This is a genomic window from Lacihabitans lacunae, assembly GCF_042649125.1.
GTDB classification, from domain to species: Bacteria; Bacteroidota; Bacteroidia; order Cytophagales; family Spirosomataceae; genus Leadbetterella; species Leadbetterella lacunae.
This window is the reverse complement of the sequence record NZ_JBHRYQ010000001.1, coordinates 4,459,986-4,475,205: the sequence shown is the minus strand read 5'-3', so window position 1 is coordinate 4,475,205 and position 15,220 is coordinate 4,459,986. Positions and strand designations below refer to the sequence as shown.

Sequence of the window (15,220 nt, the reverse complement as noted above, 5' to 3'; positions counted from 1 at the left end):
AAACTTACAAATGAACTCCGAAATTATATCAGATTCAACTTTATCTTAGAAATAATATTTATTTTCGACTCTTATTTTTTTTAAAGAAATAAAAAGAACCCAAAACCAATCAGAAAAGCCTAGAAAACCCATATCCTTTTTTATGAAAAAATACACCTTTTCTTTCGTTATCATATTTGCGGTTTCTATCGCCTATTTTTTTCCTCAATATTTTATTTCTTACAACGGAGTTAAGCTCAGTGCGTTTATTGTGCCATTTTTACAACTGATTATGTTTGGAATGGGCACCACACTCAGCCTGGCGGATTTTAAAGGAATATTAAACACTCCAAAATTAGTTTTCATTGGCCTTGGCTGTCAGTTTCTCATCATGCCTTTTTGGGGCTTGGGTTTAACTAAGATTTTTGATTTTTCAACTGAAATAGCCGCAGGAATACTTTTGGTGGGATGCAGTCCAAGTGGATTAGCCTCTAATGTAATGGCCCTTTTGGCTAAAGCAAACGTGGCCCTTTCTATCACAGTGACGGCCTTTGCTACTATGCTCGCTCCTATTTTGACACCTTTTTTAATGAAAATATTAGCAGGCACATTGATAGAGATAGATTTTCTGAGCATGATGTGGGACATGACCAAAATTGTACTTCTTCCGGTAATTATCGGCTTTGCTATAAATAAGTTATTTCCTGTTTATCTGTCTAAGGTAAAACACTTGCTACCGGTTTTATCGATGATAGGCATAAGCTTTGTGATAATAGCAGTTACCGCAGCAGGAAATGCGTCTTTAAAAACGGTAGGGCTTACACTACTTTTAGCGGTAATTATGCACAATATTGGAGGGTATGTGTTTGGGTATTTTTCAGCGAGGGCATTTGGTTTAAATAAACAAAATGCCAGAACAATCGCCCTAGAGGTAGGGCTTCAAAATGCAGGTTTGGCATCTGCCTTGGCAAACGAAATGGGCAAATTGGCAACCGTGGGTTTGGCTTCAGGCATATTTGGCCCGATGATGAATTTGAGCGGTTCAATATTAGCCTCTTGGTGGGGCAATAAACCTTTGGACCAAGAGACTAAATAATATTTTAGTGTTATTTTTTACTTTTCAAAAACTCCTCGGTAAAGTGTACCTTAACTTTTTCTTTTGAAAACTTTTCGGTGTTAAACTTTATAGAATCCCCTTTGGGAATAGAAAGCGAGGCCCAGTTTTCGCCTAAGAGCATTTTGCCCACAAAGACCATCTGACCCACATGATACGCATAATGGGCCAACTGCCTATTGATAGCATCCGTAACCGAATGTCCTTGGTTTCTTATAAAAATAGTTTTATTAAGATCATCTTCCGTTAGACTTTCCAAGGCATCAAAAAGGCATTTCCAGCCTGCCTCCCAAATCTCTAAAAGTGCGACTTTGGAATATACATCATGCTCAAATTCTGCATCCCTCTGCCTCCACTCCTTTTCGCCATCAGTAGTCAAAAAATCCGTCCAACGCGAAAGCATATTGCCCCACATGTGCTTTACTATGGCTGCTATGCTATTACTTTCATCGTTATATTTCCAAAACAGTTGTTCCTCCGAAAGCCTTTCCAAAGTTTGGTCTCCCAAGTGTTTATAATACGAATATTGTTTTTTTACACCTTCTAAATAAGTCTCCATTTTAGTATAATTTTTATCTGAAAAAATAGATATATAATCCACTAATTGCAATCAAAAGGCACAAAGGAGAAAAATATTTCCTGTCTATTTTTGCAAAATGTGTGTTCTTCGTTTTTTTGAAAAATCCAACATAATTAAAATCACCAATCGCTCTAACCAAAAATATAATGGGGATAGAAACCCCAACAAATTTCAATGTAGCATCTGTACTTTCTATTTTTAATAGTCCGCCCATTACCAAATAAAACAAACCAAACGAAATGAGGCCAAAAGCCACCATAAGCGTGGCAAATTTAGATGGTCGCATAGAAACATCACCACTATCAGTTGAAGGAATAGCGGAATTTAAACCCCATTTTCCACCAAAAAACCAATAAATGTGAACTCCTCCAATAATAAAAAAAATGAGGGCTAGCGAAACTGAAAGAAGATGAATAAGCATAATGAATGTGAGTTTAAAAATTAACTATCGATGCATTTTTTGGTCTTACATATTAATAAGCGACGGATTGAAACAAAATGCCCAAACAAAACCACTGGAACTATAAAAGTCGGCAGCCAAGCGAATGGAAATTTTAGAAGGGCGATATTCGGTTGCTCAAATCCAAATTTCTGAATTGGTGATGGAGTAGACAGAAAAGCGAGCACAATTATATTTATCAAAAGTAGCAAGGAAACGATATTCCAAACAAGGAAAACCCTTTTGTTTAATTTGCCTTGTCTAAACCCAATGAATGTCACAAAAACAGCAGAAATTCCAGCTAAGATATCAAAATTCAAACCTTCGAAAGTCATGATTTTGGGGATTGTATTTTCTAAAAATAACCAAAGAAGCACAAACTCAACCGGAATACGAACCACATTTAAAAAAGTGATTCGCTCAAGTGGTAGGCTATCTATAAAAACCTTGCCTGCGGAGTTATTAAACAACCAAATCATAAAAACGATACAAGGCAAAATGCCTAAGAGGAAAATTTTGGGAGGCAGTGTGTCTATACTCGAAAAGTAAACGTCATTGAACGATATAACTCCTTGTAAAAATATCCAAGAAACTATCCCACCTATTATCTTGATTTTGTTTTTCCTAACGGTTTCTAATGTAGCGTCTTGTAGAATTCTGAAAAATAAAAAAAGGGTTGCTAAACACGTAAGAACAAAGGATATTGGAATATATAAAGGCAAATCTTCAATCATTTCTTAAAAGAATGTTTGTTATACTTTTTTAGTTTTTTAGCTACAAAATGATTGACAATGCATCATTCTTATTTAAAAATACAACAAAACTACAAGCTATGAAAATTTAAAGAAGATAATAATAAAAAGTATTGATTAATGGAGAAAAGTCACCTCCAAAACAAGTCACTTTTAAGTAAAAAATGAGGTTTACATTTGACAAATAAGGTTGCTATCATTTCTCAAACAGCTTTATTCTTTCTATGTTTAGTAGCTCAATTTGCGTTAAAAAAGCAGATACATTTTTATGTTGGGGCTGATACCAATCTTGAGCACTGAAATACGTATCCATTGGGCCACCTTTGGTAAAAACAAAACCGTATCTCGCATAAATTTCGTTTCGCATAATTGCAAAATCAGATTTTGATTTCGACACTAAATCACTACTATTAAGTATTTCACAAGAGACTTGCGGATATTTACCTGCGAAAAAAGTTGATAACTTTTCCTGAGATTTAAGTCCAACTTCATATTTGCCTTCCGGAGCAGCACCTGACCAAGTATTATTAATTTTTAAGCCCATTTGCTTTATTCCATTTTTAGAATAGTTCACAAACTCACCTTGAAATTCGGAAGAAGTAAAAGTTCCGTTTGTGGAAATTTTGACCCTATTTAAGTTTTGATAGCGATACTTCCAAACCATATTGGGCTCTTCCCAATAACCTGACTTTAATTGAGCCACCACTACTGTATCTAACTGAACAATAAGCAACTCACTCTCGGATTCGCTCTCACCAAAGCGATAGACGCCACTAAGACCATTGAGTTCTTGGTGCGTAAGTTTAGAAATGTTTTTGGGAGAAATAGCGTTTGTGCCTATAAATTGCCCAAAACTCAAAAAAGGCATTAAAAGCAAGCATAATACAGGCGATATTTTTTTCATGGTAGAAAGGTAGAAATAAATAAGGTGACTACGCTTTTTCGTAGTGAAGTTGCACCAAACCACTTTCAAAATAGGTGCTTGGTTTCGCTTTTAAGTTTATTTTATCTATTCCTCCCTTAAACAGCCGAATACCCTCACCCAGCATAATCGGAATAACCGAAATGATGTACTCGTCAATCAGGTTTTGTTTCATCAGCATCTGTACAATTTCGGCACCGCCATCACAATAAATATGGCCACCTGGCTTTACTTTTAACCTAGCAATCAATTCTGAAATATCGCCGTTATAAAACTGTACGCCATCGGCATTTTCTAAGCTTTGACGTGTAATTACATAGCACTCGTATTGTTTGGCTTGTGGGAAATCGCCTCCTAGTAATCCTTTTACTATTTCGTAGGTTTTTCTCCCAACTAAATACGTATCTACTTGGTTAGTAAACACACCGTAACCGTAGTCTTCGCCCTCCTTTTCTACGATAGACAGCCAACTGAGGTCATTATCTTTTGTGGCTAAAAAACCATCCACACTCATGCTGATATACAAAATCACCTTTCTAGTTTCCATCTTTTTCTCTTTAAGATTTCAAAACTAAAGTTAATTTTCGCAACCTCCAATTTCGGCTGTAAAAACGGTTCCGTTCTCGGCCACAAAACCAGGCTCTAGCGATACAAAGTTTCCTGCTCGATATTTTACCACACTCCCCGAAGGAATGATGTTAGCCGTTTTTCCTGTAATGGAAACGCTCGCTTTTTGGTTTGTGTTAATAACTTCCTCAAATACTAGATTTGCTTTACAAGCAAAACTAAAACCAACCAAAATAGGGTCGTGATCAGAGGCTCTAAAAGGCGTACCTGACTGAAACAGGGTTCGAGCCGGCGTAAGCAAGCTGCCGTTAGGTTTCTCTTCATAGGCATCTTCTCCTACGTCTTTTATGTCGTCGTTGTAATCAAAAAGTGGACTTTCATCGGCATTTATGTGCCATGGAGCTATGCCCGTAATATATTGTGCCATACTTGGATTGGCAAAGGCATAGTCTAGGTGGCCGATTTGAGCATCAAAAACATAAGAATATGCAGATGGCCCTATCAACGCACTTTCTAGATCTATATAACCCGCTGAATTTAAAGCAACTACTGGATCTTCTTTGGCGTATGAATTAAAATCCCCCAATAAGAGTACGTCTGGATCATTGGCTGTGGGAAGTACCACCGTGTTTACCCAAGTGATTAACCTATTGGCTTGGTTCACTCTTTTTTGATTGTATCCTCCTTGACCATCATTTTGGTCCATATCTAAGCCCGTGGCACCCGAAGTACCCTTGGACTTAAAGTGGTTAGCCACCACGGTAAACCTTTGCCCAAAAGACGGATTATTTACATCAACAACCTCAAAAGTTTGTGCCAATGGTGGGCGACTGTGAATGGAGTTTAGGTCTATCATAGCACTGCCAACGGGGGCCAAAGTACCTGTTTTATATACCAAAGCTACTCGGATGGCATCTGTACCCAATGAGGTACCGCCAATGTCTACTACTGCAAATGGGTTACCACTTCCGCAAGTAGTATTGATTGAACTCACGATGTCGTTTATAACAGTAAGGTTTGTATTTTCTACTTCCATAAGAGCAAAAACATCTGCATTTAACCCACAAAGTGCCTGAGTGGCTCGCTCACGTTGTCGGGCCAATTCGGCATTGCTGTCTGCTCCTCTACAGTCTAAGTCTGCATTTGGCCCACATGGCCCCGAGGTGCTGCTACTTGTAAGGTCTATAGTTGTGAAATAGTTTAACATATTTACACTTGCGGCTTTTAGGTCTCCTCCAACTATCGGAGCAGTTTCAGGGCGTGGATTCACGGCAGTAAATATCGCGGGATAGGCATTTAAAGGCCTTACTCGCCATGCATCGGCACTTCCAAAACCTGAATACGACCAATTTAAAACTCCTCTCAGATTAGACACTTGGTCGCCTCCTCTGAAAAAGTCTACGCCTTGAGTACCTGCAGAAAAACCGCCATTGGTAGCAGGAAAAAACTCAGCCTGGTAGCCGTCTGGAGTGGTAACAGAAGAGTTTGGCGTATTATTTCCATCGTCTAAAATTACTCTTCGCCTATTTAAACTTTCAATATGAGCCGCATAACCTACTGCACTTGGCGAGTTCTCCTCTGTAAATTGTTTGGGGCGGTCGCCTTCAAAAAGTTCTAGCTGACCAAATCTGCTCAACTCAAAATACTCCGAAAGTGTCAACACATCGGCGAATTGTACCACCATACTTTCAAAAGCCTCGTAATAAGTATTGATGTCTCCTACTATCGGTAAATCTATGGTGGCAGGTGTTATTTCAGACAAATGATTGCCGGCATCTTTAATTATTATTTCCACAGAAGAAATCTGCGTAACGGTATTGTATTCAGACACATAACCACTTACTTCTACCTTTTGCCCTTCCGAAACCACGGTAGCACAGGTGCCGCAGTAAATAAAAAGCCCTTCTGAAGTAGCAGGGTCACTGTCTATATCGGTAGTTTCTTCTTGTACAAAAAAACCACGAATCTGCCCGCTTCCTCCCGGAAATTGGTAATTACCGGTCACAATACCTTCCACGGTTAAAAAACCAGACATTGTAGTGGCTGATCCTGCTCCTTGAATCGTATGGATTTTTGTGATGGGCCTGCTGTCATCATTTAAGATAGTCCCAACTGCTTGATCATCCACCACAGCCGCATTGCTTACATTTGAGATATTCACCAAAAAAGTTTCGTCGTCTTCGTAATACGTGTCTCCATTTACGTTTACATAAAATTCATAAGTGCTGTTTCCTTCAGCTATCGTCTGATTAGTTAAACTTTTTGGAGTAAAATCCGATGGGGAAGTAGAGCCATTTCCGGCAGTAGCAATATCAAAACTAACTCCTCCCACACCCGCTGGGGAACTTAAACTAACCAAAAAAGTAAATGTAGTGGTGCCCGAGTTACCTTCATTTGCACTAAAATCTGCAATGGAAATATTGGGCAAAGCAACGCTGCTCACGATACCGCTTAAAGACACCGATGCACTCGAAAGCAAACCTCCACCTGAATGCTCGATATTACCTGTATATGTATCGATAGATAATCCCGATTTAAGCCTTACATAAATAAGTGTATCTAAACTTCTGCCCAAATAGGCTTGTGTAAGAATATCCGAAAAACCAGAGGATGCACTTGTATTAGATATTTCAAAATTTGCAGGTGCAGTTAGTGTCAAATTGCCATTTTCGGGACTGAGATTAGTTCCTGACAATGTATACGTTTGAGCCGCCGAAGGGCCGTTTCCTACTACATAATTAAGATTTATAATAGTGTTTGGCGTAAGACTTACGCTTGGATCAGCCAATATTGGCGTAATACTGAAGTCATCGACCGCAAGTCCGTCGTCTGAACCAGTTGCGTTGTAGTCCGACCATTTTATCCAGACGGTGTCACCAGCCGCTATGTTTAAGCCCGTGATGGTATACGAAATACTCGTCTTATTAGCTGTTAAATTACCATCTAAAGCACCCGTAGTTCCTAAAGCAGTAGTCCCCGTAGTGATCGGTGCTACAAAATCTAAAGCATTTACGTCTATCCAAGTACCATTTGCCAAACTTGTAGAGGTGGTACTGTAAGAAAAATCGAGTCTGTCTTCTCTATTTAATGCCCCCAAACGCCATTGTTCGCCGGTATATGAAATTACTAAACTTGCTATTTTTGCTCCCGTAATGTTTTTAAAAGACGCCCCAACCGTAGGGTTTACACTGCCTGACTGCAAACCACCAAGTGCCCTCTCTGCGTTAGAAGCAGCACCAAAACTGTAGGTATTTCCAGAATTACTTGAACCTGTTGAAGTTCCGTAGGTTAGGTCGGCAGACGATCCAGTTTCTAACAATAGCCAACCCGTAGGCAATGAAGAGCTAGTGCTGCTGCTGGCCAAGGTATTAAAATCTTGGCTATACGTGCTTGTAGATAGATTTACTTGGGCGTATACGCTCGAAATAGTAAAGCCAAATGAAAACACACCTAGGAAAAAACGCTTCGCAAAAGATGACATAAAATCTTTGTAATTATTTTAGTGGCTATTTAATCAAAAAAGCCCTCAGTCACAAAAATACGCATCACATATTACCAGAATATTAATTTAGTTTAAAATTCAATGGTAGAAGTTATAGAATTAGAAATCAATTCCTCAAAGCAAGTTTAAAAGCTCCTCCTTTTTCATACTTTTAAACATCTGCGTATCCGTTTTAACTAGCTTACCCGAAAGCTCCCTTTTGGTGGCTTGGAGTTTCAATATTTTGTCTTCGATCGTGTTTGGGCAAATGAGCCTTACCGCTATCACCTGTTTTTTCTGTCCAATTCTATACACCCTGTCTATCGCCTGATTTTCTACTGCTGGGTTCCACCACGGATCCACCAAATACACATAGTCTGCTTCAGTGAGGTTTAGACCTACTCCACCGGCTTTGAGACTAATCAAAAACACCGAAACAGCAGGGTTCTCCTGGAAATTCTTGACGCGTGCTGCCCTATTTTTGGTTTGGCCAGTGAGATACTCAAAAGAAACGCCTTGCTGAACCAATCGCTCTTTTATGAGGTCTAGCATACCTACAAACTGTGAAAACACTAAGATTTTATGGTTACTCTTTTTATCCAAAATTTGCTCAATCAAAGTGTCAATTTTGGCCGAAGGAGTTTCGCTGAGGTTTTCCTCGGGCAAAAGCAAAACAGAATTACACACTTGGCGGAGTTTTGTAATACCCGTAAGCACATGCATACTGTTTTTCTCCAAGTCTTGCTCTTTTTGATTTTGCACATACTCCCTCAGTTCTTTTTCGAGATTATCGTACACAAGCCGCTGCTCAGTAGACATTTCGCAGTAAATAAGCATCTCGGTTTTGGCAGGCAATTCGGTAGCCACTTGCTTTTTAGTTCGCCTCAAAATATACGGTGCCACCAATTTCTGCAAGTCTGCTGCTCGTTCCTGATCATGAAACTGATCTATAGGCAAGGCATAAATGTCTTTAAAGTAGTTTTTAGAACCCAACAAACCCGGACAAGCAAACGAAAGCTGCCCATACAAGTCAAACGTGTTGTTTTCTATAGGGGTGCCGGTGAGCACAAACTTGTTGCGAGACTTTAACAACCTTGCGGCTCGGTAACGTTGCGAATCCGGATTTTTAATGGCCTGCGATTCATCCAAAACTATGCAATTAAATGTGGCGGCTTTGAGCAAATGCAAATCAGAAAGTAAAGTACCGTAAGTGGTAATGACCACATCAAAATTATTGAACTCAGATATAACTTTTACCTTTTCTGCCGCATAGTGGGTACATACTTTTAAATCAGGAGCAAACTTACTTAACTCATCCAACCAATTAAAAATCAAGGAAGTAGGCAACACTATCAAATTAGGCACATTGGGGTGCTTTTGTTTTTGAAGCAAAAGAAAGGTAATCATTTGTATGGTCTTCCCGAGCCCCATATCGTCGGCCAAGCATCCGCCTAGGTTATACGAATCGAGGCACATCAGCCAATTCAGTCCATGCTGCTGATAGGGTCTAAGCGTGGCATTTAGTTTAGCAGGTACCTCTACGGGCTCTATACTTTCAAACTTCGTCAGTCGGGTCTGCAGTGTTCTAAACTCATTGGCGATTTCGGGACCAAGTACTTCCGTTTCATAAAGTTCTAAGACCTCAAAAAACTTTGTTTTGGGAGTGCGAATCACCTGCCCATCTAATTTCCCGAGTTTAAAATACCCATTGAACTTTTGAATCCATTCCTCGGGCAAAATACCTAGAGTACCATCGCCAAGTTCCACAAACTTTGACTTGTCTCTCAGCGACTTATGCAAATGCTGAATAGAAACCTGCTGTTTTCCAAATGCAACTTTTAGTTTGGTATCAAACCAGTCTACACCAGAGGCTACCGCCACTTCTACGCGTACTTGGTACGGACTCAGCCTGTTTTTTCTGAGGGTATTAAATCCTAATATTTTTATGTTTGAAGCTCTGATTTTTTCAAAAGCCTCCAAAAACCAGTTTTCATCTAAGAACTTTTGTCTTTGCAGGTAAAAATAATCCATTTCGCCCATTTGCTCCTCAAACTCGGGGTGTAACCTGCTGATAAATGCCGTTAGCTCTACCTCCATTTCATCGTTTCTTTCTACTGTAAAAAGATTTCCATTGGGGTCTCTGTCTACAATCTGTTTTTTAGAAAAAACGGGTATTTCTATATCTCCATATTTTAGCACCGGCGTAATAGATACAAAATCTTGCTGATCAGACAAATACAGCATTTTTTCAATGTTATAATTTGGCTTCCAAAAGTAAACTTCTTCTTTCGGAACTTTGGGTTTTAAAAACGTATAATCGATTCCAATATTTGGCCCCAATTTATCCAAAACTTGAATTTTAAATTCATCAAATTTGGTGGGATGAATGAGCATTTTGGTATGTACATTAACAAAAAACAAAATGGTCTCAAGACGCTCTTGGTCGGGAATTAAATAAAGCGTTTGCTGAATTTTTAGGAAATAGTCATATTGAATACTGAGTTCCTGCAGAGGCAACCAAAGGTCATTAACGAAGACCTCCGCATATATTTCATAAAAAGGTGCTTTTAAGTTTACATTTACCCGAAGTTCTAATGGGTTATATGACAACGTTATTTCTTCTAAATTAGCAGCAGTTAAACTTTCAGCATCACATCTAAACACCGGAAGCATCAAGGGATTGTCTACCAAAACTTTCAAAGCTAAAAAATCAGCTTTGTGACGCCCGAAAGGCTTCTGAAACTTAGCTAAAGCCGAATAAAACAAGGTAAGTGAAGACGAAAGCCCCGTCCATATTTCCTCTAAAGGGTCAATAACCCGCAGTGGATTTTTGAAGGTGCCTTTTTGGGTACTTTGACCCGCTATCAAAACTATCGAAAACGAATCTGTATATTTATTTTTTCGAAAAACTAAGCCTCTAAGTTCTTCTTCTAAAACTTCGGATTTAGCTTCAAAAAAGCTCTGCGTCTTCTGAAAAATTGCCGTACTTTGGTTTACCAAAACCAAGCCCTCTACCACAGGTACTACGTGTAGCCTTTTGTCTTTAAAAACTATCCCCAGGTACTTTTCCGGATGCTCATTTTCCTCCAAACCGTACAGTTTGGCTGCTTTTTTGATGTTTTCATGTCTTAGTTCGGCATTGAAAAAAGCCTGTAAGTCGGGCTTAGAAAGTAGCATTTGCAACACATGCGTTTGATGCACACACAAGGTGGATTTGTGATAGGTACACGGGCAACTAAATGTAAGTGAATCGGCTGTTTGGGTCACCAAAACCTCAGGGAAGCCCTCAGAAACTTGAGCTCCAAAAAGGCCAGAGTCCACCTCTATTTGAAGGGCTTGAACTTCCACTTTTTGCATGGTAAAGCTCAATTCTAACCCAAACCTAAACACATCCTGAAAACTCAAGTCTTTTAGCGTCCGATTTTGAAAGACATACAGCTGAGGATGATTCATTTATAGGTGGTCGGTAACTCGTATTTTTTTATTAAATAGAAAAAATCAATATTCCTTTTGGATGAATTTTGGTTTCCCCAGTTTGCCTCTTTTTATCAGATACAAATGGCCATATTCGCTATCTTCTAAATCTTTGGCCAACACCTCTTTTTCGGCCAAACCGTTAATAATAGACTTAATGGTATTGCTATGCCCTACTATCAGGGTATTTTTTTTAGAGATTTTTAACTTTTCTATCAACTCTGATTGCTCTTTCGGAGCATATTTTTGTATTTCTATGTTTTTTAGCTCCGCCAATGGCTGTGCCGTAAACATGGTTCTTATGTAGTTTGTGCTATATATTTCTTGGATATTTTTATCAACCAATATTTTAGCCAAACGCACCGCTCTATCCTCTCCCTCGTCTGTCAGGGCGGGGTCTGAGGTGTTGGTTTGCATTTTTTCGGCGTGCCTTACCACATAAAAGGAGGTACTACAACTGCCCAATGCTAGACCCAATACTACGAGAATTGCTGAATTAAAACGTATCCATTTCCACATATGCTTGTATTAGTTTTTGTTCTCCTTCTTTGCCAGGAAACATATTCCCATGCTCCATACCCAAGATAAACTCCTGGTGGTTTGCTTTTGATTTTTCGTGAATGTGTTTAAACAAATGTCGGTAATTTACTTCACCTGTAGTTGGCTCTTTTCGGCCGGGCTCATCTCCTATCTGAAAATAAGCGATTTCTTCCCATACCAAATCCATGTTATGGGTCATTTGGCCTTCGTTTCGCTGCATGTGCCACATATCAAACAAGATTTTACACGCAGGGCTATTTACGGCTTTGCATATCAAATAACTCTGATCTGAGTTTCTCAAAAACAAATCGGGGGTGTCGCTGAGTGGCTCCATCACCATAGTGAGCCCGTGCGGCTCAAAAATATCACACGCCCTGCGGTAGGCGTCTATCACATTAGCGGTTTGAATGCCAATCGGCAATTTTCTTTCATAAAAACCTGGCACTACGGTCATCCATTTGGCATTGGTTCTTTTGGCAACCTCCACGGCAGCTCGGCATGTTTTTAAGAAGTTCTCTTTAAACTCACTTTTACCCGAAGCCAAAGATGTTTTCCAATTGTCGCCGCCGTCTACCACGAAAACACCCATTTTCATGCCCAACTTAGCCATGGTTTCGCCTATTTTCTTTTGTGTTTCCACAGGCCGTGCCATCATGCCGTTGTCTTCCAAGGCTTTGAAGCCCACGTCTGACATAAACTGTAATTGGTCGAAAAGATCGTCGCCGGCGGAGTTTTTAAACATGCCGAAATGGGGAGCATATAACAGTTTGAAATTATGCTTTTCTATAGTCATTGCTTTTTTTGCATAGGTTTCAAAGCCAGTCAAACTCGCAAGTGCAACAGCACTCAATGTTTGTTTTATAAAATTTCTTCTATTATTCATATTTACTACCGCCTGATAATTAGTGACTTAAAAATATTATTTAAAAATAGTGAATTTTCATTATATTTTTTCTTGCCTAAGTACTATATTTGTACTGTCTATTTAACCTTAATACAACAATCAATCTTAACTTTATAACACAAATCTCCGCTTTTCGCGGAGATTTTTTTTTGCTTACTTCACAGCTATCACCGAAATCTCAACGTTTACGTCTTTCGGCAATTTACCTACTTGCACAGTTTCTCTTGCTGGCGGATTTTCGATAAAAAACGATCCATAAACTGTATTTACAGTTCCAAAATCATCCATGCTTTTTAGGAAAATACTCGCTTTTACTACATGGGTATAATCCATACCTGCTTCTGCCAATATGTGGCCTAAGTTTTCCATTATTTTTTTTGTCTCAGCTTCTATATCTCCAAGTGGAGCCAAGTCTAAGGCTATTTGACCTGAAACATATAAGGTATTACCCGCCAAAACCGCTTGACTGTATGGCCCAATGGCTGCAGGTGCTTTTTCTGAAAAAATGATTTGTTTGCTCATGATTAAGTTTTGTTATGGTGTAAAAATACATTGAAATACTGGTTTTCCTAAAAGATGAAGTGGCAAATTTTGAAAAATACCTTCACCCAAAATAGAAACAACTTAAAGATTGCGATTCGAAATTTATTCTTAAAAAAACAGGATCAACTATAGGCTGTGCTTAGAATGAATAACTTATATACCTGATTGAAACTTGGTAGGTAAAAGCCGTAGAGCTTTTTGATAAAAATATATTAACTAATTCTAAATATCAAAATTCCCGTATTTGACTAAAACAAGTCATTCCCTAAATAAAACTCCGCAGAGTCCCTATCGGAGACTCTGTTAAAGCACACAAAATACCGGTATTCTGCTAAAAAATAGTCACTTCCTACATAAAAGTCCGCAGAGTCCCTATCGGAGACTCTGCTAAAGCAAAACGGGCGAGCTTATTCTGTAAAACCACAAAAACTGATTCTAAATATGTAAATATCAAGCCAATATTGAGAGAATTCTTCTAAATTTGTTATTCCTTCAAAAAGGAATTTTAAACCCTTATGAACCAACCTTAAAAATGAAATTTAAACACATTTTATTCTTCCTTTTTCTATCACAAGCCACTTTTGCAAATATCGTTTTGCCCGAAATATTTACCTCAAATATGGTTTTACAACAAAAATCAACGGTAAAAATATGGGGATGGGCAAAGTCAGGCGAAACCATTCGCATGTCTTTGGGCTGGAGCAGCGAAACCTACGTAGCCAAAGCAGAAGCAAACGGCAACTTTGTGTTTGAAGTAAAAACTCCTTCTTACGGCGGACCGTACGACATCGTGCTGCATGGATACAACAAAGTGGTGCTGTCAAATGTACTCATTGGTGAAGTTTGGTTAGTGTCGGGCCAAAGCAACATGGAATGGACCGCTGGAGCCGGCATAGAAGGCGGCGAGGCCGAGATAGCAAAAGCAAACTACCCAAACATCAGACTATTTACGGTAGCAAACAGCTCGGCAGATTACCCACAAAAAGACCTCAACGGCCAATGGCAGGTTTGCACGCCCGAAACCATGAAACAGTTTAGTGCGGTAGGCTATTTTTTTGCTCAAAACATCAATCAAAACCTGCAGATTCCGATTGGCATCATAAACTCATCCTGGGGTGGCACACCGGCAGAAGCTTGGACACCCGCAGAAAGCATAGCGAGTAATCCTATCTTACAAAAAGACGCCGCAGCACTGCAAGAAGTGCCTTGGGGACCCGTAAAAACGGCTTCGCTTTATAACGGCATGATTCACCCGATCGTCTCTTACAAAATAAAAGGAGCCCTTTGGTACCAAGGCGAGGCCAATGTGGTGCATGCCAGCCACTATGACCTGCTGCTCAACAATATGATAACTTCGTGGAGAAGCAAATGGGGATACGAATTTCCGTTTTATTTGGTACAGATTGCCCCATACAAATATGGCCAACCCGAAGAAGGCGTGATACTCAGAAATGCTCAGCGAATGGTGGAGAAAAATACCCCTAACACGCACATGGTGGTTATTTCTGACATCGGAAACATAAACGACATTCACCCAAGAAACAAAAAAGACGTAGGCGAAAGATTGGCAAATGCAGCCATGAAAAACGAATATTATGGATCGGTGAAACCTATCTCAGGACCAAAACTACTTACCTACGAGCTCAAAAACGGCAAAATTATTTTATACTTTGACTCGCCCGTGCTCAACTGCGGCCGCGAGTGCGAAAATCAGTTTGAAATAGCCGACACCAGCGGCGAGTTTAAAGAGGCAAAAGTACGTGTAAGGAGCAACACCGTTACACTGAGTAACTCGCGAATAAACTATCCGCAGTTTGCGAGGTTTGCTTGGGGGAATATTTCAGAATCAAAACTAACAGACAAAGACAATCTGCCCGCATCGAGCTTTGTGACCGACAATTGGTGGGAATTTAAAGGTTTCTAAA

The 15,220-nt window shown here is 39.4% G+C and carries 12 protein-coding genes; 2 read left to right on the top strand and 10 right to left on the bottom strand.

The genetic code is table 11. The features are described from left to right. Positions 1-142: 142 nt before the first annotated feature. The gene (locus tag ACFOOI_RS19130; RefSeq protein ID WP_379839688.1) at positions 143-1,075 is read left to right on the top strand and encodes a bile acid:sodium symporter family protein; all 933 of its coding nucleotides are present in this window, start codon (positions 143-145) and stop codon (positions 1,073-1,075) included. A 10-nt stretch (positions 1,076-1,085) separates the two neighbouring features. On the opposite strand, the gene ACFOOI_RS19125 is transcribed toward ACFOOI_RS19130, so the two are convergent. The 10 genes from ACFOOI_RS19125 to ACFOOI_RS19080 all read right to left on the bottom strand — a co-directional run bounded on the left by ACFOOI_RS19125 (position 1,086) and on the right by ACFOOI_RS19080 (position 13,274). Beyond that, positions 1,086-1,652 (bottom strand): DUF1572 family protein, encoded by a 567-nt coding sequence (locus tag ACFOOI_RS19125; protein ID WP_379839687.1) that lies wholly within the window; start codon positions 1,650-1,652, stop codon positions 1,086-1,088. 13 nt (positions 1,653-1,665) lie between these two features. Then, positions 1,666-2,094, bottom strand: a complete 429-nt coding sequence (locus ACFOOI_RS19120) for a DUF3995 domain-containing protein (protein ID WP_379839686.1) — start codon at positions 2,092-2,094, stop codon at positions 1,666-1,668. A 20-nt stretch (positions 2,095-2,114) separates the two neighbouring features. Further along, positions 2,115-2,846, bottom strand: a complete 732-nt coding sequence (locus ACFOOI_RS19115) for a hypothetical protein (protein WP_379839685.1) — start codon at positions 2,844-2,846, stop codon at positions 2,115-2,117. A 214-nt stretch (positions 2,847-3,060) separates the two neighbouring features. Beyond that, entirely contained in the window at positions 3,061-3,768 is a 708-nt protein-coding gene (locus ACFOOI_RS19110) for a YARHG domain-containing protein (protein WP_379839684.1), read from the bottom strand. Between the two features lie 28 nt (positions 3,769-3,796). Beyond that, a complete protein-coding gene (locus ACFOOI_RS19105) occupies positions 3,797-4,333 on the bottom strand; it encodes a dihydrofolate reductase family protein (RefSeq protein WP_379839683.1) in 537 nt (178 codons plus the stop codon). A 30-nt stretch (positions 4,334-4,363) separates the two neighbouring features. Then, complete coding sequence (locus ACFOOI_RS19100) at positions 4,364-7,834, bottom strand: ExeM/NucH family extracellular endonuclease (RefSeq protein WP_379839682.1); 3,471 nt, start codon at positions 7,832-7,834, stop codon at positions 4,364-4,366. A gap of 135 nt (positions 7,835-7,969) precedes the next feature. Further along, entirely contained in the window at positions 7,970-11,287 is a 3,318-nt protein-coding gene (locus tag ACFOOI_RS19095) for a DEAD/DEAH box helicase (protein WP_379839681.1), read from the bottom strand. A 45-nt stretch (positions 11,288-11,332) separates the two neighbouring features. Continuing rightward, on the bottom strand, positions 11,333-11,827 hold the full coding sequence (locus tag ACFOOI_RS19090; RefSeq protein ID WP_379839680.1) for a phosphoglycerate mutase family protein: 495 nt from the start codon (positions 11,825-11,827) through the stop codon (positions 11,333-11,335). After that, positions 11,805-12,731, bottom strand: a complete 927-nt coding sequence (locus ACFOOI_RS19085; protein ID WP_379839679.1) for a hydroxypyruvate isomerase family protein — start codon at positions 12,729-12,731, stop codon at positions 11,805-11,807. Before ACFOOI_RS19085 ends, ACFOOI_RS19090 begins: the two co-directional genes overlap by 23 nt. Before the next feature lie 174 nt (positions 12,732-12,905). After that, positions 12,906-13,274: a Rid family detoxifying hydrolase gene (locus tag ACFOOI_RS19080; protein ID WP_379839678.1), complete on the bottom strand. Its 369-nt coding sequence runs from the start codon at positions 13,272-13,274 to the stop codon at positions 12,906-12,908. A gap of 553 nt (positions 13,275-13,827) precedes the next feature. On the opposite strand from ACFOOI_RS19080, the gene ACFOOI_RS19075 reads away from it, so the two are divergent. Next, a complete protein-coding gene (locus ACFOOI_RS19075) occupies positions 13,828-15,219 on the top strand; it encodes a sialate O-acetylesterase (RefSeq protein ID WP_379839677.1) in 1,392 nt (463 codons plus the stop codon). Position 15,220 lies beyond the last annotated feature (1 nt).

Excerpts from the sequence above, each read along its gene's own strand:
- ACFOOI_RS19115 (WP_379839685.1), bottom strand. The coding sequence starts at position 2,846 with ATGATTGAAGATTTGCCTTTATATATTCCAATATCCTTTGTTCTTACG.
- ACFOOI_RS19085 (WP_379839679.1), bottom strand. The coding sequence starts at position 12,731 with ATGAATAATAGAAGAAATTTTATAAAACAAACATTGAGTGCTGTTGCA.
- ACFOOI_RS19090 (WP_379839680.1), bottom strand. The coding sequence starts at position 11,827 with ATGTGGAAATGGATACGTTTTAATTCAGCAATTCTCGTAGTATTGGGT.
- ACFOOI_RS19075 (WP_379839677.1), top strand. The coding sequence starts at position 13,828 with ATGAAATTTAAACACATTTTATTCTTCCTTTTTCTATCACAAGCCACT.
- ACFOOI_RS19105 (WP_379839683.1), bottom strand. The coding sequence starts at position 4,333 with ATGGAAACTAGAAAGGTGATTTTGTATATCAGCATGAGTGTGGATGGT.
- ACFOOI_RS19125 (WP_379839687.1), bottom strand. The coding sequence starts at position 1,652 with ATGGAGACTTATTTAGAAGGTGTAAAAAAACAATATTCGTATTATAAA.
- ACFOOI_RS19120 (WP_379839686.1), bottom strand. The coding sequence starts at position 2,094 with ATGCTTATTCATCTTCTTTCAGTTTCGCTAGCCCTCATTTTTTTTATT.
- ACFOOI_RS19080 (WP_379839678.1), bottom strand. The coding sequence starts at position 13,274 with ATGAGCAAACAAATCATTTTTTCAGAAAAAGCACCTGCAGCCATTGGG.
- ACFOOI_RS19130 (WP_379839688.1), top strand. The coding sequence starts at position 143 with ATGAAAAAATACACCTTTTCTTTCGTTATCATATTTGCGGTTTCTATC.
- ACFOOI_RS19095 (WP_379839681.1), bottom strand. The coding sequence starts at position 11,287 with ATGAATCATCCTCAGCTGTATGTCTTTCAAAATCGGACGCTAAAAGAC.
- ACFOOI_RS19110 (WP_379839684.1), bottom strand. The coding sequence starts at position 3,768 with ATGAAAAAAATATCGCCTGTATTATGCTTGCTTTTAATGCCTTTTTTG.
- ACFOOI_RS19100 (WP_379839682.1), bottom strand. The coding sequence starts at position 7,834 with ATGTCATCTTTTGCGAAGCGTTTTTTCCTAGGTGTGTTTTCATTTGGC.